The following is a 24,021-nucleotide window of genomic DNA, read 5'->3' on the forward strand; positions in this document are numbered from 1 at the left end:
GCCGGGAAAGCCTCTGCCGAGCATGGCTCGGCACTACATGGCGCTGCGGCGCGCAGCCAACTAGCCCCTCTCCCGCGTGCGGGGTGTCAGTACAGGATGCGGGTGCGCAGCGTGCCCTGGATCGCGGCCAGCTCTTCGCGGATCGCAGCGGCCTGTTCTTCGCTGGCGGTGATGTCGATCACCACGTAGCCGACCTTGGGATCGGTGCGCAGGAACTGGCCGTCAATGTTGAGGTTGTGGCGCGAGAAGATCTCGTTGATCTTGGACAGCACGCCCGGCACGTTGCGGTGGATGTGCAGCAGGCGCAGGCTCTGCTCGTGCTCCGGCAGGGTCACTTCCGGGAAGTTGACTGCGGACAGGGTCGAGCCGTTGTCGCTGTAACGCACCAGCTTGGCTGCCACTTCCACGCCGATGTTTTCCTGCGCTTCCAGCGTGGAGCCGCCGACGTGCGGGGTCAGGATCACATTGTCATGCGCGGTCAGCGGTGATTCGAACAGGTCGCCATTGCCCTTGGGCTCGACCGGGAACACGTCCACGGCGGCGCCGCCGAGATGGCCCGAACTCAATGCCGCGTCCAGTGCGGCGATATCGACCACAGTGCCGCGCGCTGCATTGATCAGGTGCGCGCCCTTCTTCATCTTGCCCAGTTGCTCGGCACCGATCATCCATTGCGTGGAGCCGTTCTCAGGCACGTGCAGGGTGACCACGTCCGAGCGCTTCAGCAGGTCGTCCAGGCTGATGGCCGGGTGCGCATTGCCCAGCGACAGCTTGGTTTCGATGTCGTGGAAAATCACGTGCATGCCCAGCGCTTCGGCCAGCACGCCAACCTGGGTGCCGATATGGCCGTAGCCGATGATGCCCAGCGTCTTTCCGCGCACTTCGTGGCTGCCGGCGGCCGACTTCGACCAGCCGCCGCGGTGGCATTCGGCGTTCTTCTGCGGAATGCCGCGGGTCAGCATGATCGCCTCGGCAATCACCAGCTCGGCGACCGAGCGGGTGTTGGAGTAGGGCGCGTTGAACACCGGGATACCAGCCAGCTCGGCCGCTTCCAGGTCGACCTGATTGGTGCCGATGCAGAAGCAGCCGACTGCGATCAGGCGCTTGGCTTCGGCCAGCACCTCGGCGCTGAGATGGGTGCGTGAGCGGATGCCGACGATGTGGGCTTCGGCGATACGCGCCTTCAATTCCTCTTCGGGCAGCGACTTGCTGTGCAGCTCGATCTGCGAGTAACCGGCCGCCTTGAAGACGTCCACGGCGGTCTGGCTGACCCCCTCAAGCAACAAAACGCGGATGTCCTGCTTCGGAAACGAGGTCTTCTTGGGCGACATGTCGTGAACGGCGGCATAGAGGGGTGGGCCGTCAACTATGCCAGAACCGCGCCCGCTTTTGTGCGCTGCGCAATGCCGCAAAGCCTTGATGGCAAAAGGTTTCATCTGAAATCCAGGGTTGGCGTCAATTGCCGGGGCTGAGACTGGACGCGACGCCATGCCGGTGTCACGCTTGACGGCTTTCACGTCGCCGAAACACCGCCATGACCGATCCGCGCCTGGAATCCCTGTTGCAGTCCTGCCCCGACCTGCGTCTGAAGACCGAGCCGGGCGATCTGGAGCACTACGGGCGCGACTGGACTCGGCGCTGGACGCCGGCCCCGTTGGCCATCGCCTTGCCGGGCAACGTCGAGGAAGTACAGGCGGTGGTGCGCTGGGCCAACCAGCACAATGTGGCCGTAGTGCCATCTGGTGGCCGTACCGGCCTGTCCGGCGGCGCGGTTGCCGCCAACGGCGAGCTGGTGCTGAGCCTGGAACGCATGAACAAGCCGCTGGGCTTCGACGCGGTGGATCGCACCTTGGTGGTGCAGGCCGGCATGCCGCTGGAAGCGGTGCACAACACCGCCAAGGACCATGGGCTGATCTATCCGGTGGATTTCGCTGCGCGTGGTTCCTGTTCCATTGGCGGCAATATCGCCACCAATGCTGGCGGCATCCGCGTGATCCGCTACGGCAATACCCGCGAGTGGATTGCCGGGCTCAAGGTAGTTGCTGGCAATGGCGAACTGCTGGAGCTCAACAAGGGCTTGATCAAGAACTCCAGTGGTTACGATTTCCGCCAGTTGATGATCGGCTCGGAAGGCACGCTCGGCATCGTGGTCGAAGCGACCTTGAAGCTGACCGATCCGCCGCCGACCACCAATGTGATGGTGCTGGCGCTGCCGTCGTTTGAAGTGTTGATGCAGGTCTTCTCCGCCTTCCGCGAGCGCCTGCAGCTGGAGGCCTTCGAGTTTTTCACCGACCTGGCGGTCAAGCACGTCACCGCGCATGGCGCGCAGTATCCGTTCGAAGAGATTCACCCGTATTACGTGGTGACCGAATACGCCTCGGCCGATGAGGCCGGCGAAGCGGCGGCGCTGGCTGCGTTCGAGCATTGCATGGAGCAGGGCTGGGTGCTGGATGGCGTGATCAGCACCAGCGAGGCACAAGCACAGCAGTTGTGGCGTCTGCGCGAAGGCATCACCGAGTCGGTGGCGCGCTACAAGCCGTACAAGAACGATGTGTCGGTGCGGATCTCGGCGATGCCGGCGTTCCTGGCCGAAACCCAGGCGCTGATCAATGGTGCTTATCCGCATTTTGAAGTTGTGTGGTTCGGCCATATCGGCGACGGCAACCTGCACATCAATGTGCTCAAACCTGATGACACCAGCGACGCCGAGTTCCTCAGCCAGTGCGAGCATGTGACCAAACTGCTGGCGCAGGTGCTGTTGCGTTTTGATGGCAGCATCTCGGCCGAACACGGCATCGGCCTGGTCAAAAAGGCCTATCTGTCCAGCACCCGTAGCGAGGCCGAAGTCGCGTTGATGCGCGGGGTCAAACGCGCGTTCGATCCGAACTGGTTGTTGAACCCGGGCAAGCTGTTCGATCCCTGAGCGGGCAGCAGACAAGCTTGCTTCGTTGAAGGCTGGACTACTCGCGCGGTAGTTCCAGCACGAAGCGGCTGCCGCCGTCGGCGCCGCTGCTGCAGGAAACATGGCCGCCGTGGGCGTCGGCAATTGCCTTGACCACCGCCAGGCCGAGCCCGCTGCCGCCACCTTGGCGCGAGCGCGAGCCATCGCCGCGCATGAACGGATCGAAGACATGTGGCTGCAGGTTGGTCTCGATACCCGGGCCGTTGTCCTCGATGGCCAACTGCACGTGGTCCTTGCCGTCCTGGATGGAAATCCGCACCCGTCCCGGGCTGGCATAACGGCGCGCGTTCTCCAGCAGGGCGAGCAGGGCCTGACGCAGTCGGGTCGGGTCGCAATACGCCAGGTGCTCGTCGCGGTGGGTTTCCAGCTCCAGCACGGAGCCGGCGCTGCGGAATGCGGGATCGACCATGGTCATCACCGAGTGCACTTCCTGCACCACGTCGGTGGGCGCACGCCGCACGTCGAGCCTGCCGTTGCCGGCCAGCCCCAGCACGCGCAGGTCCTCGATCAGTCGCGACAGGCCTTCCACCTGCGCCAGCAGGCTGCGGAACTGCGCTTCGTCCGGCTGGAACACGCCATCCGCCAAGCCCTGCAAGCGGCCGCGGAGGATGGTCAGCGGCGTGCGCAGCTCATGCGCGATCGCTGCGTGCCACAGCGTGCGTTCGCGGTCCATGTGCTGCAGGCGTGCGGCCATGGTGTTGAAGTCCTCGACCAGCAGGGCAACCTCATCCAGCGCATCGTCGCTGGCGCTGGCACGCACGCCCAGGTCGCCATCGGCGAGCGCGCGCACCGATTCCATCAAGGTATTGAGCGGGGACACGATGCGGCGGGTGAGGCGGATCGAAGTGGCCAATGCCAGGGCCAAACCGACCACGGTGACACTCGCCATCCAAGCCAACTCAGGACCAGTCGGCAGCCAGCCTTCTGGTTGTTCCACTGCGCTGGCTGGAAAGAACTCGACCAGAACCGCCCACAGCATGCAGGAAGACAGGATCGTGATCACGATGACACTGACCACCATCAGCGACATCGACATGGTGATGTGTCGATTGAGACCGAGGCGGCGCATCAGCGATCCGCCGCCAGGCGGTAGCCGACACCGCGCACACTGGCCGGCATGTTGGCCACACCTACGTCATCGAGCTTGCGCCGCAGCTTGCTGACATGGCTGTCGACGGTGCGTTCCAGTGCCTCGCTCTCGGGCAGGCATTGGTGCATCAGCTCGCTGCGGCTGAAGATGCGGGTAGGTGCCAGTGCCATGCAGTGCAGCAACTTGAACTCGGTGAGGGTGAGCAGCAGTTCGTGGCTATAGCCTTCGCCCTCGACGTGCACGCAGTGGGTTTGCGGATCGATCAGCAATGGCCCTGCGCGCAACGATGCGGCGGCCTGTCGCGGCGCTGCACGCAGGGTGCGGCGCAGTACCGCACGTACCCGCGCGGCGACTTCGGCCGGGTTGAATGGCTTGACCACGTAGTCGTCTGCGCCCATCCGCAAGGCGGTGAGCTTGTCCAGATCCTGATCCAGTGCGGTCAGCATGATGATCGGCGTATCGCTGCTCTGGCGCAGCTGCGACAGCACGCCCCAGCCATCGATGCCTGGTAGCTGGACATCCAGCAATACCAGATCGGGGCGGGCACTGCGGTGCAGCTCAAGTGCTGTGCGGCCGTCCGCTGCGCGCACGACGCGCAGCTTCTCCCGCTCCAGATAGGCAGCAATGATGTCGGCGATCTCGGTTTCGTCCTCGACGATCAGGACAAGTGCATCATGGGAGCGGTCCCATTGCGCCATCGCGGCGGCGGGTAGGTGTGCAGTCATTGCCGGGTGGGACCGAAAGGTTCTGGCCTCCATGCTATCTCCACATTCCCTCCATCGAAACCCCATCATCGGCCCGCACACTGCGCGCCTGCGTTCCTGCAGGCTTTCCAGTACCACGTGTAGCGATGACCATTCGACGGATTACGACGGCCTTGTGTGCGGCTCTGGTTGTGGCCATGACGGCCTGTTCCTCCCCTGAAGCAACCCCGCAAGCGGTACCCAAGGTCAGCGTGCTGACCGTTACCGCACAACGCGTGCAGCGCGATGACGAGCTGCAGGGGCGGGTGTCTGCACTGCGCACAGCGCAGATCCGCGCGCAGGTAGGTGGCATCGTGCGCAAGCGCCTGTTCGAGCAGGGCGCGGAAGTCGCTGCCGGGCAGGCGCTGTTCCAGATCGACCCGGCGGCATTCCGTGCCGATGTCGACTCAGCGCTGGCGGCATTGCAGCGCAGCGAGGCGGCACTGGCGCGCAGCCGGGTGCAGGCGCAGCGCCTGCAGGCGCTAGCCGCCGCGCAGGCGGTGAGCCAGCAGAATCGCGATGATGCTACGTTCGAATACGAGCAGGCGCGTGCGGCGGTGGCCGAGGCCAAGGCAATTCTGGCAAGACGTCAGCTGGATCTGCGCTATGCCACGGTCAGCGCGCCCATTGATGGCCGTATCGACCAGGCAATGGTGACCGAAGGCGCCTTGGTGAACGCCGCCGACAGCGAGCCGATGGCGCTGGTGCAGCAGATCGACCAGGTCTATGTCGATGTACGCCAGCCGGCCTCGCAGTTGCCAGAAATGCGCAAGGGTGTGGTCGATGGCAGCGCGCTGTCGGTGGCGATCATCGGCGCCAATGGTCAGGTGCACGAGGAGCCCGGGCAGCTGTTGTTTTCGGGTATCAACGTCGACGCGCGTACTGGCGATGTGGTGCTGCGGGTGCTGGTCGACAATCCTCGCCGCGAGCTGTTGCCGGGCATGTTCGTGCGTGCGCGGGTGCCGCGCGGCGCGGCCACCCAGCTGCCGCTGCTGCCGCAACAGGCGGTGCTGCGCAGTGCCGGTGGTCAGGCTTATGCCTGGGTGATCGGTGGCGACGGCAAAGCCGTCATCCGCACCATCGAAATCGACGGCAGCGTGGACCGGCAGTGGATCGTACGCAGCGGCCTGAAGGTCGGCGAGCGGGTAGTGGTGGAAGGGCAGGAGCGTCTGCAGGAAGGGCGTCTGGTGGAGACATCGCCGTGGCAGCCGCTGTCCGTGCAGGGCAAGGCCGCTATCGCATCCAGCAACCACTGAAGGTAAGACATGGCTCGTTTCTTCATTGATCGCCCGGTATTCGCCTGGGTGCTGGCGATCTTCATCGTGCTGGCCGGCGTACTGGCAATCCCGCAGCTTGCGGTGGAACGCTACCCGGCGGTGGCGCCAACCAGCGTCAGCATCTATGCCAGCTACCCCGGCGCCAGCCCGCAGACGCTGGATGATTCGGTTGTCGGCTTGATCGAGCGCGAGCTGTCCAGCGTCAAGCACCTGCTGTACTTCCAATCGTCGGTGGACACCTCCGGCGAGGCCTCCATCACCGCCACCTTCGCTCCGAGTACCAATCCGGAATTGGCGCAGGTCGACGTACAGAACCGGATCAAGGCGATCGAGCCGCGGTTGCCTGCCAGCGTGCGCCAGAACGGCGTGTTCGTGGAGGCGGCCGGCTCCGGTTTCCTGATGCTGGTCGGGCTGAAGTCGCCTGATGGCAGCGTGGACGAAGCGCAGTTGGGCGATTTCATGGCGCGCAACATCATCGAGGAGCTGCGCCGTATCGACGGTGTCGGCCGGGTGCAGTTGTTCGGTGCCGAGCAGGCCATGCGCATCTGGCTGGATCCTTCCGCATTGGCGGGTTATGAGCTCACCGTGGGCGATGTGGTCGCCGCCATCGAGCAGCAGAACCAGAACATCGCTCCGGGCCGCATCGGTGACTCGCCCAGTGTCGCTGGGCAGCGCATCACCGTGCCCTTGGTCGCCGATGGCCAGCTGACGACGCCGGCGCAGTTCGCGGCGATAGTGCTGCGTGCCGGTGCTGATGGCTCGCGGGTGGTGCTGGGCGACGTGGCGCGGGTGGAAATCGGCGCGCAGAGCTACGCCTGGGGTACCCGCGAGGACGGCCAGGTGGCAACTGCCGCAGGTATCCAGCTGCGCCCTGGCGCAAATGCGGTGAGCACGTCTTCGGCAGTGCGCGCGCGCATGGCTGAGCTGCAGTCCCTGCTGCCGGCTGGCGTGGAAGCCAGCATTCCGTTCGATACAGCGCCGTTCGTGAAGATCTCCATCCAGAAGGTGTTGCAGACCCTGCTGGAGGCGATGCTGCTGGTGTTCGCGGTTATGTTCCTGTTCCTGCAGGACTGGCGTTACACCCTGGTGCCGGCGCTGGTCGCGCCAATTGCGCTGCTGGGCACCTTCGCAGTGATGCTGGCGCTGGGCTTCTCGATCAATGTGCTGACCATGTTCGGCATGGTGCTGGCCATTGGCATCATCGTCGACGATGCGATCGTGGTGGTCGAAGGCGTTGAGCGGATCATGGCCGAGCAGGGGTTGGCACCGCGCGAGGCCACGATCAAGGCAATGCGCGAGCTGACCAGCGCCGTGGTCGGCATCACCCTGGTGCTGACCGCGGTGTTCATTCCGATGGCCTTCGCCAGTGGCTCGGTGGGTGCGATCTATCGCCAGTTCACCGTGTCGATGGCGGTGGCGATCCTGATCTCGGCCTTGCTGGCGCTGAGCCTGACCCCGGCACTGTGCGCAACCCTGCTGCGGCCGGTCGCGCACGAACGACCGCGCGGGCGCGTGTTCGCCGCATTCAATCGCGGATTCGCGCGCATGAGTGGGCGCTATCACCGCAGTGTGGCCGCGGTGCTGCGTCGCGGTGGACGGGTCATGGGAGTGTTCGCCGGCTTGCTGCTGGTGTTGTTGCTTGGCTTGCAATGGCTGCCGAGCGCCTTCCTGCCCGAGGAGGATCAGGGCTACTTCATTACCTCGATCCAGCTGCCTGCCGAGGCGACCGCCGAGCGCACGCTCGCCGTGGTCCAGGACTATGAGGCGCATATCGCGTCGCGACCGGGCATCGCCGCCAATCAGGTCATCACTGGTTATAGCTTTGCCGGGTCGGGTCCCAGTGCAGCGATGGCCTACACCATGCTCAAGGACTGGGGCGAGCGCGACGGGGCGACCGCTGCCGGTGAGGTGGCAGCGACCCTGGAGGCGATGGCAGCCAGCAGCGAGGGTGAGGTGATCAGCGTGATGCCGCCGGCCATCGACAGCCTCGGTAACTCCTCGGGCTTCAGTCTGGCGCTGCAGGCGCGCAGTGGCCAGACCCAGCTGCAGCTGCGCGCCGCGCAGAAACAATTGTTGGCGTTGGCCCAGGCCAGCCCGTTGCTGGGCGAAGTGCATGCCGATGGTCTGCCCTCGGGCAGCAGCGTGCGGCTGCAGATAGATCGCACCAAGGCCGAGGCGATGGGCGTCGGATTTGCCGACATCAGCAGTACTTTGTCGGTGGCGATGGGCTCACAGTACGTCAATGACTTTCCCAACGCGGGGCGCCTGCAACAGGTGATCCTGCAGGCGGATGCACCATTCCGGATGGAGGTCGAGGACGTGCTGCGTCTATACGTGCGCAATGCGCAGGGCGGCATGGTCGCACTTGCGGAACTGGTCAGCCCGCAGTGGGAGGAGTCGCCGTTGCAGCTGCAGCGCTACCTTGGCTTCCCCGCGCTGAATGTGTCTGGTGCGCCCGCCGAAGGCGTCTCCACCGGTCAGGCCATGGCCGAGATGGAGCGGCTCGCGGCGCAGTTGCCGCCGGGCTTTGCGCTGCAATGGACCAGCCAGTCACTGCAGGAGAAAACGTCCGGGTCACAGGCCCCTTGGCTGCTGCTGATATCGATGTTGGTGGTGTTCCTGGTGCTGGCCGCCCTGTACGAGAGTTGGTCGATACCGATGGCGGTGATGCTGGTGGTGCCGCTCGGCCTGCTGGGTGCGGTGGCGGCGGTGTTGCTGCGTGGCATGCCCAATGATGTTTTCTTCAAGGTCGGCATGATTACGGTGATCGGCTTGTCGGCGAAGAATGCGATCCTGATCGTGGAATATGCACGGCAGTTGCAGCAGCAGGGGATGACGGCGGCGCAGGCCGCACTGCGGGCCGCGCGTCTGCGTCTGCGGCCTATCCTGATGACGTCGATGGCGTTCGCACTGGGCGTGGTGCCGTTGATGCTTGCGCAGGGCGCGTCGCGGGAAACCCAGCAGGCCATCGGCACCGGCGTGTTTGGCGGGATGGTGACGGCAACGGTGCTGGCGGTGTTCTTCGTGCCGGTGTTCTATGTTGTGGTGGATGGCAGTTGGCGCTGGTTGCGCCAGCGTCTGCCAGGTTTGCGCAGGAATCCTGCTGGCGAGGGATGATGAACGGATCAGGCGGGCAGGCCGGCTGCAGGTTCCAACCGACCGCGGCGCTGGTTACTCTTGGCGTCCTTCACACCCGATGTTGACCTGCCGATGATCCGCAAGATCCTGTTCTGTGCCTTGATTGCCCTGCCGATGTCGGCATTCGCCTCCAGCTTTGCAGGCACTTCGGCCGGCTCCGCATCGGGCGCATCGTCCAATTCGTCGGGCAGCTCCTCGGGCGACGAGAAGGTGTTGCTGGATGCACGCGAAGACGCGGCCGGTTTTGTTGCCAGCAATGGCGAAATCCGTGGCGCATGGCTGGAAGCGGCCCTGATCCAGCTGCGCGAGCGTGATGCTGCCGCGCGCGATGCCAGTGACATGGAACTGGCCCGGAAGATCCTGGCCCTGTGACGAGCTTCCGCTGGCTGCCGCCCGCGCGGTGGCTGGCGGTGTTGCTGCTGCTCTGCGCAAGCGCGCCCTTGCAGGCGGCAGTGCGCATCGAGCTGCAGGCAACTGCGCCGGCGCTGGATCCGGCGCAGGTACTGGCCAGCCAGCAACTGATCGACGATGTACTGGCGCGCATTCCCGCCGGCATCGACGGCAGCAGCTCCTTGACGCTGCAGCTACGCTGGCGTGACGACTTGCCCGAGCATGTGCAGGGCAGGGCGCGCGGGCGTGAACTTGGCTTGGACAAGCGCCTGCTGCCGCTGTTGTTGCAGGGCAGTCCCGCATCCTCTGCCAGCTCCGCCCAGGCGTGGCGTCAGGCACGTGCTGCGCTGATACACGAGCTGGGACATGCGCTGGACCGGTCCGCCAAGGGCGGCTGGTCAGGTCAATCACGCTTTCTGGATCTTGCCGGTTGGCAGCAACGGCCGTTGTGGCCGGGTCGTGGGCGCAACCACTTCAGTCTGCGCAGCCCCGATCGCTACGAGTTGCAGAGCCCGGCCGAGTTCTTCGCGGTGAACCTCGAACATTATCTGCTGGACCCGGACTACGCTTGCCGGCGCCCACTTCTGCATGCCTGGTTCAACGAGAATCTAGGCGCGCCGCGGCAGTTGAACGTGGCGCAGTGCCCGCAGGCATTGCCATTCATGCAGGCAGGCGAGCAGGAAGGCCAGGCCGATCTGCTTGCTCTCGAGCCGGCGCGGGTCTACGAAATAGATTACCTGCTGGCCGAAGGCAACGAGAAACTGATGAGTCGCTGGGGCCACAGCATGCTGCGGCTGGTGGTCTGTGCGCCCGGGCGTACACCCGGCCCTGCTTGTCGGATGGATCTGCAGTACCACTTGGTGCTGTCGTTCCGCGCCTTCGTCGGTGATGTGCAGATATCCAGTTGGCGTGGCCTGACCGGGTCCTATCCGTCGCGCTTGTTCGTGTTGCCGCTGAGCCGGGTGATAGAGGAATACACCAAGGTCGAGCTGCGCGGGGTTTCATCCACGCCGCTGCGCCTGCAGCGTGATGAGATCAACGCGGTGCTGCAGCAGGCGGCGCGGCTGCACTGGGATTACGACGGACGCTATTACTTCATCAGCAACAACTGCGCGGTGGAAACCGGCAAGTTGCTTGGCGACGGCGCGCCGCGGCTGGGCACGGCCGAGCTGCTGTCGATCACTCCGACCGGCTTGCTGCACAGCCTGCGCGCCGAAGCATTGGCCGATCCGCCACGCGATCGCGCACAGGCGTTGCGCGGCGGCTATTACTTCGAGTCGGCCGCCGCCCATTACGCGCTGGTGTTCGAGATCGCACGCAAAGCCCTGCCGTTGCCGGCCAAGGACGTGGAGGCATGGTTGGCTCTGTCGCCCGCACAACGGCGGGCGTGGATGCCGCAGGCCGATGATCAGGTGCTGGCGGCCATGTTGCTGCTGGAGCAGGCCGCGTGGCGACGGGGGGAGCTGGCTGCAGCGGATGTGCTCAAGCGCAGTCTGCTTGCCGGTGGCAAACGGCGGCCGGAAATGGCGGACTTCCAGGCGCTGATGGAGCGGTCTGCGGCGCTGCTGACTCCGGGCAGCCTGTTGGCGCCGGGTCAGGGCTATGGCATTCCCGATGCGGATGAACAGGCATATTTGAGCGCCGAGGCTGCCGTTGGGGCTGCACCTGCCCAGCAGCAATGGAAGGCCCTGCGTGCTGCCGCATTGGCTGCCTTGCCCGGAGCGCAGCGCGCGCGGATGGATCAGATCGAAGCGAACCTGCTGTACCTGCGACAGCGGCTGCGTTTAGGGTACGGTACGCAACAAGGGGAGGCGGCGGTGCTCGATGAGCGGCGTCCGGGTCGGTTTTCAGGAGAGCGCGGTTGATTGGTACTGAGCAGCAGACGGCCGATGTGATGGCCGAGGATGTGTTGAAGCTGCGCTCCTGCGCGATTCTCCAGCTTGATCCTGATGGTCAGGTGCTCAGTTGCAATGCTGGGGTGGCAACGGTGTTTGGCTATCCCTGCGAAGAGATCCGCGGGCTGCCGTTCTCGCAGTTGTTCAGCGCTGCCGATACGCAGCGCGGCGCAGCACAACAGGCAGTGGCACGCACGCTGCAGCAGGGCAGCGACCAGCTCAGCCTGGCGATGGTGCGCAAGGACGGGGGCCGTTTCCGCGCATCGATGATATTGGAGCGGGTAGCCGATCAGCGCGGCGTACGGGTGCTGGTATTGATCCGCGACGTCACCGAGGCATTCCAGACCCAGAAGCGGGTGCGCGAGGCACAGGAGGTCGCCCTGCGCGCGCAGCGTCTGGACGCGGTGGGCAAGCTGACCCTGGGCCTGTCGCACGACTTCAACAACCTGTTGTCGGTGATCGGCAACAGCCTGGACATGCTGTCGTTGCGCCGCTCCGGCGACGAGAGCGTGCGCCGCATTCTGGACATCGCCCATCGCGCGGTTGGGCGCGGCACCCAGTTGACCCGGCAGATGCTGGCGTTCGGGCGCGGCCAGACCTTGGTGCCGCAGCTGAGCCGGGTGGATGACCTGCTCAATGCCTCGCTGGAGCTATACCGCCGCGTCTGTGGCGAGACGATCCAGTTGAACGTGAGCATTACCGAGCAACTGCCGCCGATTTCGGTGGACATTGGTCAACTGGAGGCAGCGCTGCTGAATCTGCTGAGCAATAGCCGCGATGCCATGCACGGTGTCGGCAAGGTGCTGTTGTCGGCACGGCTTGAAAGCATCATCGTGCCGTCGGGCACGGGTGAGGCCGGCCAGTTTGTCTGTATCTGCGTTGGCGACAGCGGGCCGGGCATCCAGGCCGAGATCCAGGAGAGCGTGTTTGAGCCGTTCTTCACCACCAAGAGCGTGGGTGATGGCAGCGGGCTGGGGCTGAGCCAGGTGTATGGCTTTGCGGCGCAGTCCGGCGGTACGGCGACCATTGGTACCTCCGCGCTGGGCGGGGCAGCGGTGTCGCTGTATTTCCCGGTAGTGGCGTAGCCGGCTGTTTTTGTAGGAGCGGCGTAAGCCGCGAAGCTGGCTATCGGTAACGACGCCGGTTTTCTGAGGATCTCAAGATCTGAAGCCCTATCAGCTCCGCGGCTTACGCCGCTCCTACAAAAAGCCGTGCACAGCCCCCCGCCCTTGGGCGGGAGGCTGCAGTCAATCAATCAGCGCGGCCGCCGAATTCACCGGTGGTGGTGTTCACCAGGATGCGTTCGCCGTTGACGATGTATTCCGGCACCATGATTTCCAGGCCGGTGCTGAGCTTGGCCGGCTTCGGGCGCTTGGTGGCAGTGCCGCCCTTCAGTTCCGGCGGGGTCTCCACCACTTCCAGGGTCACGTGCTGGGGCAGCTGGATCGCGACCGGCTGGTCGTCGATGACCTGCACGAAGATGCCGGTCAGGCCTTCGGTGATGTAGCCGGCGTCGTCGCCGATCACGTCAGCATCCAGCGTGTACGGGGTGTAGTCCTCGTCATCCATGAACACGAAGGCATCGCCGTCCATGTAGGAGAAGGTGGACTGGCGACGCAGCAGCTCGACTTCCGGCAGGTTGTCATCGGCATCGAAGCTGGCATCGAGCTTGTTGCCGCCCGGCACGCTGTACATGATGAAACGGAAGCGGACGTTGCCGCCACGGCCCTGCGGTGAGCTGCGCTCGATGTCGCGGATCTGGTAGACGCCGTTGTTGTACTCGACGACGTTGCCTTTCTTGATGTCGTTGGCTTTCATGGATTGAGCGCTGGTATCAGGGAATCGGGATGGGAGATTCGCAAAACCAGAAGCGGGTCCCGGGGTTGATCGGGCGGCACTTTCGCGCCGTCCCGAATCCCCAAGCCCCGCTCCGGAGTCACTTCGGCGCCAAACGTACGGCGCCGTCGAGGCGAATAGTCTCACCGTTGAGGTAGGTATTGCCAATGATGTGGCCGACCAGGCTGGCGAAATCGGCCGGCTGGCCCAGCCGCGACGGGAACGGGATGGAGGCTGCCAGCGATTCCTGCACGTTCGGCGGCATGCCATCGACCATAGGGGTCCAGAACACGCCGGGGGCGATGGTCAGCACGCGGATGCCGAAGCGCGACAGCTCGCGTGCCATCGGCAGGGTCATGCCGACCACGCCGCCCTTGGAGGCGGAATAAGCGGCCTGGCCGATCTGGCCTTCATAGGCGGCTACCGAGGCGGTGTTGATGATCACGCCGCGCTCGCCGTCGGCATTGGCCTCGTTGTGCTGCATCAGCTCGGCGCCGGCCTTGGCGACATTGAAGCTGCCGACCAGGTTGACCATTACCGTGCTCTGGAAGTTGGCCAGCGGCATCGCTGCTTCGCGGCCGAGCACGCGGCCAGCACCGAGGATGCCGGCGCAGTTCATCACTACGTTCAAGCCGCCCAGGAACTCACGCGCGGCAGCGAGATTGGCGGTCACGCCGGCTTCGTCGGTGACATTGGTGGTGAAGTAGCGGGCATTGTCGGCGCCCAGTTCGGCGACCGCTGCGGCGCCCTTTTCATCATTGAGGTCGAACAGGGCGACTTTGCCGCCATTGGCAACCAGGAACTGGGCGACACCGAGGCCAAGGCCAGAGACACCGCCGGTGATGACGGCACGAACGGAAGACAGCTGCATTGGAACAATCCTGCTGAGTGATCCGCCGATTCTAGCTGATGCTGATCCGCGCCCAGTTGGCGTGATCAGACCTGTGGCAGCGGGCCTGCCACGTCCGCCATGGGCAGGCGCCGGCTGAAGTCCATCGGCGACAGGCCGGGTGCGAACAGGAAGCCCTGGCCGACCGGCACCCCCAGCTCCAGCAGGAACTGGCGCTGCGCCTCGGACTCGATGCCCTCGGCTACCAGCCCCAGGCCGAGGCTGCGGGCGATGCCGCAGACCGCTTCGCAGACGGCGACGTCGGAAGGATTACCGGGTACGCCGCTGATGAACAGCTGACTGAGCTTGAGGCCGTGGATGGGCAGGGTGCGCAGGTAGTTGAGCGCGCTATAGCCCTCGCCGAAGTCGTCGATGGTCAACACCACGCCCATGGCACGCAGCTCGGCAAAGGTGCGCAGGGTGGCTGGGGCATCCTCGATCAGCACCCGCTCGGTGAACTCCAGTTCCAGTGCACTACCGGGCAGGTCGTAGTGGTCCAACACCTCGCGCACCTGGCGCGCCAGGCGGTCGCCACTGAACTGGCGGTAGGAGACGTTGATCGCCACCCGCATCATGCCCAGGCCTTCGCGCTGCCATTCGCGGATCTGCCGGCAGGCCTGGTGCAGCACCCATTCGCCGATGCGGACGATGTCGCCGGTGTTCTCTGCATGGCTGATGAAGATGTCCGGGCGCAGCTCGCCCAGCTGGCGGTTGCGCCAGCGGATAAGTGCTTCGCAGGCAATGATCTGGCCGCTGCGCAGATCCACCTGCGGCTGGTAGACCAGCCGGAACTCGTCGCGGTCCAGCGCCTTGCGCAGGCGTCGCTCGATCTGCAGGCGGTCGCGTTGGCGCCGGGCCAGTTCCGGCGAGAACAGCTGCCAGCCGTTGCGGTCGCGGCGCTTGCACTCGTACATGGCCAGATCGGCGTTCTGGATCAGCTGCTGCGGGCGCACGCCGTCCTTGGGGGCACGGGCAATACCAATGCTGGTGGTAACCGGGAACTCGTCCTTGCCGAACTGGAATGGCGGGACGAAGGCGCGGGTGATGGCTTCGGCCAGCTTTTCCGGGCGCCCGGGCAGCTCTCGCGCGTCGCAGGTGACTACGAACTCATCGCCGCCAAAGCGCGCGAGCAGGCCCTCGGTGCCGATCGCATCGGCAATGCGGCGGGTGGCTTCGATCAGCAGCAGGTCGCCGGCGTTGTGGCCGAGCACATCGTTAACGGTCTTGAACCGGTCCAGATCGATGTAGAGCACGGCGACCTCGGCGTGCGAGGGATTGCTCAGCCGGGCTTCCAGATCGGTAAGGGCGGCATCGCGGTTCATGATGCCGGTCAGCGGGTCAGTGCGGGCCTGGTTCTTGAGGGTCTGCTCGGCGTGCTTGGGCTCGGTGATGTCCTGCAGGGTGCCGGCGATGCGGGTTGAGGCAAGGTCGCCAAGCTCCACTTCGCCGATCATCCTGATCCAGAAGCTGTGGCCGCTGGCGCGCTGGCCCTGCAGCTCCAGCTCGAAGCCGGTGCGCTGCTCGATCACGCGCTCCATTGCATCGCGTAGCTGCTGGCGCGACAGGCTGCTCAGGCAGGCCAGCAGTTGTTCCAGATCGGTAGGTGCCGATTGCTGGCCAAGAATGCGCTGCGCCTCACCGGTGAGGTATAGCCGCTGCTGGCCGCGGTCCCACTCCCAGCCGCCGATATGCGCCAACGATTGGGCGCGGTCGAACAGGGCGTGGTCACGCTTGAGTTCGGTGATGTCACTGAATAGGGAAAACACATGGTCGGGCAGGTCGCAGCCGGCCGAAAACACCGGCACCGTGGTGATCGAGATCCAGATCATCCGCCCATTGGGACGGTGGTACAGGCCGATGATGGTGCTGGGGATGGTCCTGCCTTCCGCAAAGGAACGGGTGACCGGCCACTGCTCGGGCCGCAGCCGGCGACCGTGTTCGTCAACGCTGATCCACTCATCGCTGTGCAGCGGCACCTTGGCCGGGGCAACGCTGCCGAGGTTGAAAATGCGGTGTGCAGCGGGGTTGGCGGAAATGATGCCGAGCTGGCGGTCGAACAGCATCACCCCTTTGTCGATGGACTCCAGCAGCAGGCGGTAACGGGTTTCGGCTTGCCAGCGCCGGCTCAGGTCGCGGGCAACGGCGACGATGCAATGTGCATCTTCATGCTCGATGGTGGCCGAATGCACCTCCACCGGAAAGCGGCTGCCGTCGCCGCGCATGTTGGTGACTTCCACCACATAGGTTTCGCCACGATTGAGGGTTTCCCAGACTGGCTCCAAATGGTCGGCCGGCAGGTCGGGGTTGAGCAGTTCGATGGGCTGGCCGACGATCTCGTCGCGGGTGCGGCCATAGGCGCGGACTCCGGCGCTGTTGACGTCCAGCACCACGCCGGTGGCGCTGAGAATGCTGACCGGGTCGGGTACCGCGTTGAACAGGGCGGCGTAGCGACGTTGTGCCAGCCGCCGCTCGGCCATGGCCTCGGTCAGGGCCGAGCGTGCAGCGAGCAAGGCCTGCTGCAGGCCCAATGGCAATGGTTGTAGCAGTGCTTGTTCCAGTCCAGCCAGCGCGTCGACATGCGCGGCGCGGTGATCGCCGTCGTCAGATATCCCAAGCTGGCTGGTTCCGGTCATGACACTGTCAATGCCCTTCCTGTCTTGCTGCCTGTCTGCCGGCCCAGTCGTTCTGCGAGCCAGTTCCCCGTAGCGGCCAGCGCCGGCAGATCCACGCCGGTACGCATCCCCATGCCGTGCAGCATGTAAATAACATCTTCGCTGGCGACATTACCACTAGCACCGCGCGCGTAGGGGCAGCCGCCGGTGCCGGCTACGGCCGAATCAACCACCCGCACGCCTTCTTCCAGGCAGCTGGCGATATTGGCCAATGCCTGGCCATAGGTATCGTGGAAGTGCACGGCCAAGGCGTCTATCGGCAATTCTGTGGCCACGGCCTGCAGCATTGCCCGGGCCTTGAGCGGAGTGCCGACACCAATGGTGTCGCCCAGTGATATTTCATAACAGCCCATGGCGTGCAGGCGGCTGGCAACGCGCACCACGTCGGCCAACGGCACCTCGCCTTGATAGGGGCAGCCCAAGACCGTGGAGACATAGCCGCGCACCCGTACGCCATCGGCCTTGGCCCGCGCCAGGATCGGCTCGAAGCGTTGCAGCGACTCATCGATGCCGGCATTGGTATTGGTGCGGTTGAACTGCTCGGAAGCGGCAGTGAACACGGCAACTTCGGTGACGCCTACCGCCAGGGCACGTTCGTAACCCTGTTCGTTGGGCACCAGTACCGGGTAACTGACACCGGGCTTGCGCTGGATGCCGGTAAACACCTCGGCGGCATCGGCCAGTTGTGGCACCCATTTTGGGCTGACAAAGCTGGTGGCTTCGATGCTGCGCAGGCCGGTAGCCGAGAGCCGGTCGATCAATTCGATCTTGTCGGCGGTGGCGACCTGCTGCTTTTCATTCTGCAGGCCATCACGCGGGCCTACTTCGACGATACGGACGAAATCATTCATGGAGCGGTCTTTGGCTGGAGGAGGGCGCGGGTTGGGCTGGAGCGCAGATTACTGCGCGACCCAACGGGGAGGGCGCTTCTCAAGGAAGGCGGTCAGCCCCTCGCGGCCTTCATCGGAGGCGCGCAGGGCGGCGATCAAGCCGGCATTGGCACGGTCCAGCCCGTCGCGGTCAGCCAGCGCAGCATGGACCTCCCGGACCAGCACTTTGGCCGATGCGGACGCAACCGGGCCGGCCTTGCTAAGCAGATTGAGCTGGCTTTGCACGGCGGCATCCAGCACGTCGGCGTTCACTACCTGGTGGACCAGGCCGATCTGCTGCGCGGTAGTGGCGTCGAAGTGCTCGCCGGTAGCAAACCAGCGCCGTGCCTGGCGCGGGCCGATCGCGGCAATCACATAGGGTGAGATCACCGCAGGCAGAAGGCCGAGCCGGCTTTCGGTCAGCCCAAAGCGCGCGCCTTCGGCGGCAATAGCGATATCGCAGCAGGCCACCAGGCCGACACCGCCACCGAAGGCGGCACCCTGTACGCGGGCAATGGTTGGCTTGGGCAGCTCATCCAGGGTGCGCATCAGCCGGGCCAGCGCCAGCGAGTCGATACGGTTCTCTTCCTGGCTGGCGCTGGCCATGGAGCGCATCCACTGCAGGTCGGCACCGGCCGAGAAGGAGGGGCCGGTACTTGCCAGTACCACGGTACGAACGGCCGGGTCGGCGCCCAGACTGGACAAGGTCTCGGTCAATGAATGGATCAGCGCCGCGTCAAAAGCGTTGTGCAGGTCCGGCCGGTTCATGGAAAGGGTCGCTACCGCGCCCTGATGCTGCACGAGCAATGCATCGCTCATAGGTAATGCCTGTCTAAACGGTAATCCGACGAATCATAGCGGTGCGGCGGTGGGACGCCATGACGCAGCGCGGCGATGCTAGAATTGATAACCATTCTTATCAACTCTACATAGGCGCCCATTCAGTGACGTTGTCAGATTTGCCGCTGCATGCTTCAGCGCGCGTGGAAAGCGTTCAGGACCTGCATGCAAACGATGCGATCGCGCGCCGTCTGCGCGAACTGGGTTTCGTGAACGGAGAAGAAGTTCGCTTGGTTGCACGTGGTCCGGTCGGCGGTGAGCCGCTGCTGTTCCAGGTCGGTTTCACCCGCTTTGCGCTGCGTCGTAGCGAGGCCGCACGGGTCCAGATAAGCGCACAGGGAGCACAGGCATGAGTACCGCTATCGCCCGGTTGGCGCTGGTAGGCAACCCGAACAGCGGCAAGACCGCGTTGTTCAACCAGCTGACCGGCAGCCGCCAGAAGGTGGCCAATTACACCGGCGTTACCGTCGAACGCAAGGAAGGCCGCATGCGCGGGCCGTCCGGGCAGGAATACGCGGTGCTGGATCTGCCCGGCGCCTACAGCCTGCACCCGGCCAGCCTGGACGAGGCCATTACCCGTGACCTGTGCCGGGGCTTCTACCCGGGCGAAGCTGCTCCGGACGCGCTGATCTGCGTTATCGATGCCACCAATCTGCGCCTGCATCTGCGTTTTGCACTGGAAGTGCGCGAGCTTGGCAAGCCGATGGTGGTGGCGCTGAACATGGTTGATGCAGCGCGCAAGCGTGGCATCGAGATCGACGTGCCGGCGCTGGAAAAAGCCTTGGGCGTGCCGGTGGTGGAAACCGTCGCGGTGCGCCACAACGGCGCGCGCGCGCTGGTCGAGCGCATCGATACGCTGATGCCGCAGCTGGATGCGATGCCGGTACATGCGGTGGAGCCGGGCGCCGACTACCACGTACAGGTGCGTGACATCCTGGCCTCGGCCGTGCGTATGCCGGCGCCCACCGCCAAGGTGGACGACGCGCTGGACCGCTGGTTGCTGCATCCGGTATTTGGCCTGTTGACCCTGGCCGTGGTGATGTTCCTGATCTTCCAGGCGGTGTACGCCTGGGCGACACCGCTGATGGATGGCATTGAGGCCGGCTTCGCCTGGCTCGGGCCGGTGGTGGCCGAGAAGCTGCCAGAAGGACCGCTGAGCAGTCTGCTGGTGGACGGCATCATCGCCGGCGTCGGCGGCGTGCTGGTGTTCCTGCCGCAGATCCTGATCCTGTTCGCTTTCATTCTGGCGTTGGAAGAGTCGGGCTATCTGCCGCGCGCTGCCTTCCTGCTGGATCGGATGATGGCCTCGGCGGGCTTGTCTGGCCGTTCGTTCATTCCGCTGCTGTCGAGCTTCGCTTGTGCGGTGCCGGGCATCATGTCGACCCGTTCGATCCAGGACCCGCGTGATCGCTTGGCGACCATTCTGGTGGCGCCGCTGATGACCTGCTCGGCGCGCCTGCCGGTGTATGCCTTGCTGATTGGTGCCTTCATCCCGGCCAAAACCGTGTGGGGCGTGTTCAACCAGCAGGGTCTGGTGCTGTTTGCGCTGTACTTGGCTGGCATCCTCAGTGCACTGGTGATGTCGTGGACGATGAAGAAATTCCGTCGCGACAAGAGCGAGCACCCGCTGATGCTGGAGCTGCCGTCCTACCGCATGCCCAACCCGCGCGATCTGCTGGTGGGTCTGTATGAGCGCGCGATGATCTTCCTCAAGCGCGTGGGCGGCATCATCCTGTCGCTGACCATCCTGCTGTGGTTCCTGCTGTCGTACCCGGGTGCACCGGAGAACGCGACCATGCCGGCCATCGATTATAGCTTCGCTGGTCAGATCGGCCACGCGATGGCGGTGATCTTCGCGCCGCTGGGTTTCAATTGGCAGATCTGTATCGCCTTGATCCCGGGCATGGGCGCGCGCGAGGTGGCGGTGTCTTCGCTGGCCACGATCTATGCCTTGTCCGCTGCCGATGATGACGCTGCGATCCAGGCGTTGACCCCGGTGATCAGCGATGGCTGGACCCTGGCAACCGGCTTGTCGCTGATGGTGTGGTTCATCTACGCGCCGATGTGCATCTCCACCCTGGCCACCATCAAGCGCGAGACCAACTCGTGGAAGCAGATGGCGTTCGCCACGGTATACCTGTTCGGTGCGGCCTATCTGGCGGCCTTCGTTACCTATCAGGTGGCGGTGGCGTTGGGGGCGGGCTGATGGACAAGGGTCTGCTGCTGCAATACCTGATCATCGCCCTGGCGGTGCTGGTCAGCGCCTGGGTGGTGCTGAAGAAGCAGTTTCCCGGTGTGTTGCGCAAGCTGCGTGGCCTGCTGGCGCTGTGGCTGGTGAAGCCGCAGCGTTCGCCGCGACTGCAGGCCTGGGGGCGGCGTCTAGCGCCGCCTGCAGCCAGCGCTGCGGGCGCATGCGGCGGCTGCAACAGTTGCGGGCCAAGCGAGCCCAAGCAACATTGAGCGAAACGAAAGCGCCGGGGAAGCCCGGCGTTTTTGTAGGAGCGGCGTAAGCCGCGAAGCTCGAACACCATCAGCTGGCACAGGGCCGTTGGCAGACAGCCCGAAAGACCAGTAGATCCTTGTCCCCGAGTGCGTCACGCTTGCTCGACCTGTGGTCCTGGCTGCGCAGCGCTGGGTGGTTCGGCCGGATTGCCAAGCGGGCAACGGCGCAGGCAGAGCTTCTGCGCAGGTAGATGCGCTTCGGCTGTACACTGCGCAGATTGCAGGAAGCAACCAGGGGAAAGACATGAAGTCATTGATTGGCGTTGTGATGTTGGTCGTGGTGTTGGCCGTGGGCGGATCGGTCTATCTGCGTGGCGGCAACAAGATCACCGAGTCCCAGGTGCGCGCGCTGTACCTGCGCGCCGACCAGGCGCTTGCAGCAGGCGATGACAAGCCGCTGTGCGAGATGTTGTCGAAAGACTATATGCAGACCACAGTGACGAAGACCGAAACCGATCAGTCCGAGCAGCGCTATGACAGGGCGCAGTACTGCGCTTCCCTGGCCGAGAGCATGGGTCAGCTGCGTCAGTTCCGGGAAGCCTTCGGTGATCGCATGCCGCTGCGTTACGAGCAGAAGGTGAACAGCATCAGCATTGCCAGTGATGGTCGTTCGGCCGAGGTAGAGGTTTCGGCCATTGTCGAAATGGCGGGCATCCGCATGGTCAGCCGCGGCCGCGACACCGTAGAGCGCAGTCGCTGGCGGACCTATATGACTGGCAGCCGTGCGATTACCCACGTCGGCAGGATGTAATCGCGCTTTGCGCTTGTGCGCCGGGCCGTTGAAGCGTTAGCGTGCGGGGATGAATACGACTCCAACCCGTTTGCTGATCCATGGCGCCTCTGGCCGCATGGGCCAAGCCCTGCTGCGCCTTGCAGCAGAAGACTCCTCGTTGCAGGTGGTTGCTGCGGTGGTGCGCAAACCGCCAATCCAACGCGTTATCGACGGCATCCCGCATTTCGCCGCCAGCGAGCTGTCCGGCGCGCCGGCGTTTGATGTGGCGATCGATTTCAGCTTGCCAGAGGGTTTTGATCCGGTGCTGGCGATGTGCCTGGAGCGCGGTGTTGGCCTGGTATCGGGCACTACCGGTATCAGTGAGTTGCAGCAGGCCTCTTTGGCTGCGGCAGCAGATAGGATTCCTCTGGTTTGGGCGACCAACTTCAGTCTCGGCGTGGCGGTGCTGGCCGAGCTGGTGGAACGTGCAGCTTCGGCGTTGCCGGGCTGGGACTGCGACATTGTCGAATCGCACCATGTGCACAAGAAGGACGCGCCCTCCGGTACCGCGTTGACGCTGGGGGAGTCGGCCCAGCATGGTGGCGCCGAGCCGCGCTATGCCAGCCTGCGTGCTGGTGACATCATCGGCGAACACTTCGTGCAGTTCACCGGGCTGGGCGAGCGGGTGGAGCTGGTACACCGGGCCACCAATCGCGACATTTTTGCGCGCGGGGCGCTGCATGCAGCCAAGCAACTGCGCCAGCGCAGTCCGGGCCTGTACCGGGTGCGGGACCTGGTTGGAACGCCCGAGCAGGCCTGAAATAGCTGAATGCGGGGCAGGTTCTGCCCGGAAACTGGCTTTTGTCACCTCTGAACAGCTGAAGGAAAGCGCACGGGGCGCTGGCGTTGGTGCCCCCTTGCCTTTACAATTCCGGCTCGCCGAAACACGTTAGCCGGACCGGTTCCCAGACCGCCGTCCGCGCTTTTTTGCAACCGGTTTTTGACCGTGGACGCAGGCGTGGCTTCGGAGTCCCCCGGTAGCCAAAGTGAGATTCCCGTGACCCAAGCCGCAATTCTCGTGCTCGAAGACGGCACCGTATTCGAGGGCGAATCCGTAGGCGCGCCCGGCCTATCCGTGGGTGAGGTGGTGTTCAACACTGCCATGACCGGTTACCAGGAAATGCTGACCGATCCGTCCTACGCCCGGCAGATGATCACCCTGACGTACCCGCATATCGGCAACACCGGTATGAACGACCAGGACGATGAAGCCTCCAAGGTATGGGCATCGGGCCTGATCGTGCGCGATGTGCCGCGCCGCCCGAGCAGCTGGCGCAACCAGGTGTCGCTGCAGGATTGGTTGATCCAGCGCGGCGTGGTGGCCATCTCCGGCATCGACACCCGCAAGCTGACCCGCATCCTGCGTGAGAAGGGCGCCCAGAATGGCGCGCTGATGGCTGGCGACGACATCGATGTCGAGAAGGCGCTGGAAGCTGCCCGCAAGTTCCCCGGCCTGAAGGGCATGGATCTGGCCAAGGTGGTCAGCACCGACAAGTCCTACAGCTGGGCCGACGGCCAGCTGGACCTGGACAGCAACGAATTCGTGCGCACCGAACCGAAGTTCAAGGTTGTGGCCTACGACTTTGGCGTGAAGACCAACATCCTGCGCATGCTGGCCGAGCGCGGCTGCGAGTTGACCGTGGTGCCGGCACAGACCCCCGCCGCTGAAGTGCTGGCACTGAAGCCGGATGGCGTGTTCCTGTCCAACGGCCCGGGCGACCCGGAACCCTGCGATTACGCCATCAGCGCGATCAAGACCTTCGTCGAGCAGAAGATCCCGACCTTCGGTATCTGCCTGGGTCACCAGCTGCTGGGTCTGGCTGCAGGCGCCAAGACCATGAAAATGGGCCACGGCCACCACGGTGCCAACCATCCAGTGCAGGACATCGACGACGGCCGGGTGATGATCACCTCGCAGAACCACGGCTTCGCCATTGACGAAAGCGTGCTGCCGGCCAATGTGCGGGTTACCCACCGCTCGCTGTTCGACCAGACCATCCAAGGCATCGCACTGACCGATGCACCGGCATTCTCCTTCCAGGGGCACCCGGAAGCTTCGCCGGGGCCGCGCGATGTAGCACCGTTGTTCGACCGCTTCATCACCCTGATGGGTGAGGCCAAGTAATCGCGTTGCCGGATCGGTCCACCC

At 64.6% G+C, this 24,021-nt stretch carries 20 protein-coding genes; 12 read left to right on the top strand and 8 right to left on the bottom strand.

The features are described 5' to 3' along the window. Positions 1 to 86: 86 nt before the first annotated feature. Complete coding sequence (gene serA / locus ACVOMB_RS03225; protein ID WP_481529931.1) at positions 87 to 1,328, bottom strand: phosphoglycerate dehydrogenase; 1,242 nt, start codon at positions 1,326 to 1,328, stop codon at positions 87 to 89. Between the two features lie 203 nt (positions 1,329 to 1,531). On the opposite strand from serA, the gene ACVOMB_RS03230 reads away from it, so the two are divergent. After that, a complete protein-coding gene (locus ACVOMB_RS03230; RefSeq protein ID WP_481529851.1) occupies positions 1,532 to 2,920 on the top strand; it encodes an FAD-binding oxidoreductase in 1,389 nt (462 codons plus the stop codon). 37 nt (positions 2,921 to 2,957) lie between these two features. Here the strand turns inward: ACVOMB_RS03230 and ACVOMB_RS03235 are convergent, their stop codons facing one another. Together ACVOMB_RS03235 and ACVOMB_RS03240 are read right to left on the bottom strand one after the other, a co-directional pair. Further along, positions 2,958 to 4,028 carry an ATP-binding protein gene (locus tag ACVOMB_RS03235; protein ID WP_481529852.1) on the bottom strand — a complete coding sequence of 357 codons (1,071 nt, stop codon included), beginning with the start codon at positions 4,026 to 4,028 and terminating at the stop codon, positions 2,958 to 2,960. Next, positions 4,028 to 4,774: a response regulator gene (locus ACVOMB_RS03240; protein WP_481529853.1), complete on the bottom strand. Its 747-nt coding sequence runs from the start codon at positions 4,772 to 4,774 to the stop codon at positions 4,028 to 4,030. The genes ACVOMB_RS03235 and ACVOMB_RS03240 overlap by 1 nt, the downstream gene beginning before the upstream one ends. Positions 4,775 to 4,950: 176 nt before the next feature. Between ACVOMB_RS03240 and ACVOMB_RS03245 the strand changes: the two genes are divergently transcribed. The 5 genes from ACVOMB_RS03245 (at position 4,951) to ACVOMB_RS03265 (ending at position 12,577) form a co-directional block, all read left to right on the top strand. After that, positions 4,951 to 6,048 (top strand): efflux RND transporter periplasmic adaptor subunit, encoded by a 1,098-nt coding sequence (locus ACVOMB_RS03245; protein ID WP_481529854.1) that lies wholly within the window; start codon positions 4,951 to 4,953, stop codon positions 6,046 to 6,048. A gap of 9 nt (positions 6,049 to 6,057) precedes the next feature. Continuing rightward, on the top strand, positions 6,058 to 9,186 hold the full coding sequence (locus ACVOMB_RS03250) for a multidrug efflux RND transporter permease subunit (RefSeq protein ID WP_481529855.1): 3,129 nt from the start codon (positions 6,058 to 6,060) through the stop codon (positions 9,184 to 9,186). 93 nt (positions 9,187 to 9,279) lie between these two features. Continuing rightward, positions 9,280 to 9,579 (top strand): DUF2388 domain-containing protein, encoded by a 300-nt coding sequence (locus tag ACVOMB_RS03255; RefSeq protein ID WP_481529856.1) that lies wholly within the window; start codon positions 9,280 to 9,282, stop codon positions 9,577 to 9,579. Positions 9,580 to 9,593: 14 nt separating this feature from the next. Further along, positions 9,594 to 11,462, top strand: coding sequence for a DUF7844 domain-containing protein (locus ACVOMB_RS03260; RefSeq protein ID WP_481529932.1), 1,869 nt, complete (start codon positions 9,594 to 9,596; stop codon positions 11,460 to 11,462). Continuing rightward, the gene (locus ACVOMB_RS03265) at positions 11,459 to 12,577 is read left to right on the top strand and encodes a two-component system sensor histidine kinase NtrB (protein WP_481529857.1); all 1,119 of its coding nucleotides are present in this window, start codon (positions 11,459 to 11,461) and stop codon (positions 12,575 to 12,577) included. The genes ACVOMB_RS03260 and ACVOMB_RS03265 overlap by 4 nt, the downstream gene beginning before the upstream one ends. 166 nt (positions 12,578 to 12,743) lie before the next feature. Here the strand turns inward: ACVOMB_RS03265 and yeiP are convergent, their stop codons facing one another. From yeiP to ACVOMB_RS03290, 5 genes are all read right to left on the bottom strand, one after another. After that, positions 12,744 to 13,310: an elongation factor P-like protein YeiP gene (gene yeiP, locus ACVOMB_RS03270; protein ID WP_062167704.1), complete on the bottom strand. Its 567-nt coding sequence runs from the start codon at positions 13,308 to 13,310 to the stop codon at positions 12,744 to 12,746. A gap of 118 nt (positions 13,311 to 13,428) precedes the next feature. Next, a complete protein-coding gene (locus tag ACVOMB_RS03275) occupies positions 13,429 to 14,199 on the bottom strand; it encodes an SDR family NAD(P)-dependent oxidoreductase (protein ID WP_481529858.1) in 771 nt (256 codons plus the stop codon). 65 nt (positions 14,200 to 14,264) lie between these two features. Further along, positions 14,265 to 16,850 (bottom strand): sensor domain-containing protein, encoded by a 2,586-nt coding sequence (locus ACVOMB_RS03280; protein WP_481529859.1) that lies wholly within the window; start codon positions 16,848 to 16,850, stop codon positions 14,265 to 14,267. Beyond that, on the bottom strand, positions 16,847 to 17,740 hold the full coding sequence (locus tag ACVOMB_RS03285; protein WP_481529860.1) for a hydroxymethylglutaryl-CoA lyase: 894 nt from the start codon (positions 17,738 to 17,740) through the stop codon (positions 16,847 to 16,849). Before ACVOMB_RS03285 ends, ACVOMB_RS03280 begins: the two co-directional genes overlap by 4 nt. Positions 17,741 to 17,788: 48 nt before the next feature. Further along, positions 17,789 to 18,577 (bottom strand): enoyl-CoA hydratase/isomerase family protein, encoded by a 789-nt coding sequence (locus tag ACVOMB_RS03290; RefSeq protein ID WP_481529861.1) that lies wholly within the window; start codon positions 18,575 to 18,577, stop codon positions 17,789 to 17,791. A gap of 125 nt (positions 18,578 to 18,702) precedes the next feature. Here ACVOMB_RS03290 and ACVOMB_RS03295 point away from each other — a divergent pair, with 125 nt between their 5' ends. The 6 genes from ACVOMB_RS03295 (at position 18,703) to carA (ending at position 23,997) form a co-directional block, all read left to right on the top strand. Further along, on the top strand, positions 18,703 to 18,951 hold the full coding sequence (locus tag ACVOMB_RS03295) for a FeoA family protein (RefSeq protein ID WP_481509755.1): 249 nt from the start codon (positions 18,703 to 18,705) through the stop codon (positions 18,949 to 18,951). Then, positions 18,948 to 20,804, top strand: a complete 1,857-nt coding sequence (feoB, locus tag ACVOMB_RS03300; RefSeq protein ID WP_481529862.1) for a ferrous iron transport protein B — start codon at positions 18,948 to 18,950, stop codon at positions 20,802 to 20,804. The genes ACVOMB_RS03295 and feoB overlap by 4 nt, the downstream gene beginning before the upstream one ends. Continuing rightward, the gene (locus ACVOMB_RS03305) at positions 20,804 to 21,058 is read left to right on the top strand and encodes a DUF6587 family protein (RefSeq protein ID WP_303749837.1); all 255 of its coding nucleotides are present in this window, start codon (positions 20,804 to 20,806) and stop codon (positions 21,056 to 21,058) included. Before feoB ends, ACVOMB_RS03305 begins: the two co-directional genes overlap by 1 nt. A 286-nt stretch (positions 21,059 to 21,344) precedes the next feature. After that, the gene (locus tag ACVOMB_RS03310) at positions 21,345 to 21,851 is read left to right on the top strand and encodes a hypothetical protein (protein WP_481529863.1); all 507 of its coding nucleotides are present in this window, start codon (positions 21,345 to 21,347) and stop codon (positions 21,849 to 21,851) included. Between the two features lie 49 nt (positions 21,852 to 21,900). Continuing rightward, complete coding sequence (gene dapB / locus ACVOMB_RS03315; protein ID WP_481529864.1) at positions 21,901 to 22,632, top strand: 4-hydroxy-tetrahydrodipicolinate reductase; 732 nt, start codon at positions 21,901 to 21,903, stop codon at positions 22,630 to 22,632. A gap of 237 nt (positions 22,633 to 22,869) precedes the next feature. Continuing rightward, entirely contained in the window at positions 22,870 to 23,997 is a 1,128-nt protein-coding gene (carA, locus tag ACVOMB_RS03320) for a glutamine-hydrolyzing carbamoyl-phosphate synthase small subunit (protein WP_481529865.1), read from the top strand. Positions 23,998 to 24,021 lie beyond the last annotated feature (24 nt).

The sequence above is a fragment of the Stenotrophomonas sp. STEN018 genome (assembly GCF_056760235.1).

Bases quoted from the DNA above. Each gene is read 5' to 3' on its own strand.
- ACVOMB_RS03290 (WP_481529861.1), bottom strand. From the start codon at position 18,577: ATGAGCGATGCATTGCTCGTGCAGCATCAGGGCGCGGTAGCGACCCTT.
- feoB (WP_481529862.1), top strand. From the start codon at position 18,948: ATGAGTACCGCTATCGCCCGGTTGGCGCTGGTAGGCAACCCGAACAGC.
- ACVOMB_RS03305 (WP_303749837.1), top strand. From the start codon at position 20,804: ATGGACAAGGGTCTGCTGCTGCAATACCTGATCATCGCCCTGGCGGTG.
- ACVOMB_RS03245 (WP_481529854.1), top strand. From the start codon at position 4,951: ATGACGGCCTGTTCCTCCCCTGAAGCAACCCCGCAAGCGGTACCCAAG.
- ACVOMB_RS03280 (WP_481529859.1), bottom strand. From the start codon at position 16,850: ATGACCGGAACCAGCCAGCTTGGGATATCTGACGACGGCGATCACCGC.
- ACVOMB_RS03240 (WP_481529853.1), bottom strand. From the start codon at position 4,774: ATGACTGCACACCTACCCGCCGCCGCGATGGCGCAATGGGACCGCTCC.
- serA (WP_481529931.1), bottom strand. From the start codon at position 1,328: ATGTCGCCCAAGAAGACCTCGTTTCCGAAGCAGGACATCCGCGTTTTG.
- dapB (WP_481529864.1), top strand. From the start codon at position 21,901: ATGAATACGACTCCAACCCGTTTGCTGATCCATGGCGCCTCTGGCCGC.
- ACVOMB_RS03235 (WP_481529852.1), bottom strand. From the start codon at position 4,028: ATGCGCCGCCTCGGTCTCAATCGACACATCACCATGTCGATGTCGCTG.
- ACVOMB_RS03275 (WP_481529858.1), bottom strand. From the start codon at position 14,199: ATGCAGCTGTCTTCCGTTCGTGCCGTCATCACCGGCGGTGTCTCTGGC.
- yeiP (WP_062167704.1), bottom strand. From the start codon at position 13,310: ATGAAAGCCAACGACATCAAGAAAGGCAACGTCGTCGAGTACAACAAC.
- ACVOMB_RS03310 (WP_481529863.1), top strand. From the start codon at position 21,345: ATGAAGTCATTGATTGGCGTTGTGATGTTGGTCGTGGTGTTGGCCGTG.
- ACVOMB_RS03255 (WP_481529856.1), top strand. From the start codon at position 9,280: ATGATCCGCAAGATCCTGTTCTGTGCCTTGATTGCCCTGCCGATGTCG.
- ACVOMB_RS03250 (WP_481529855.1), top strand. From the start codon at position 6,058: ATGGCTCGTTTCTTCATTGATCGCCCGGTATTCGCCTGGGTGCTGGCG.
- ACVOMB_RS03230 (WP_481529851.1), top strand. From the start codon at position 1,532: ATGACCGATCCGCGCCTGGAATCCCTGTTGCAGTCCTGCCCCGACCTG.
- ACVOMB_RS03285 (WP_481529860.1), bottom strand. From the start codon at position 17,740: ATGAATGATTTCGTCCGTATCGTCGAAGTAGGCCCGCGTGATGGCCTG.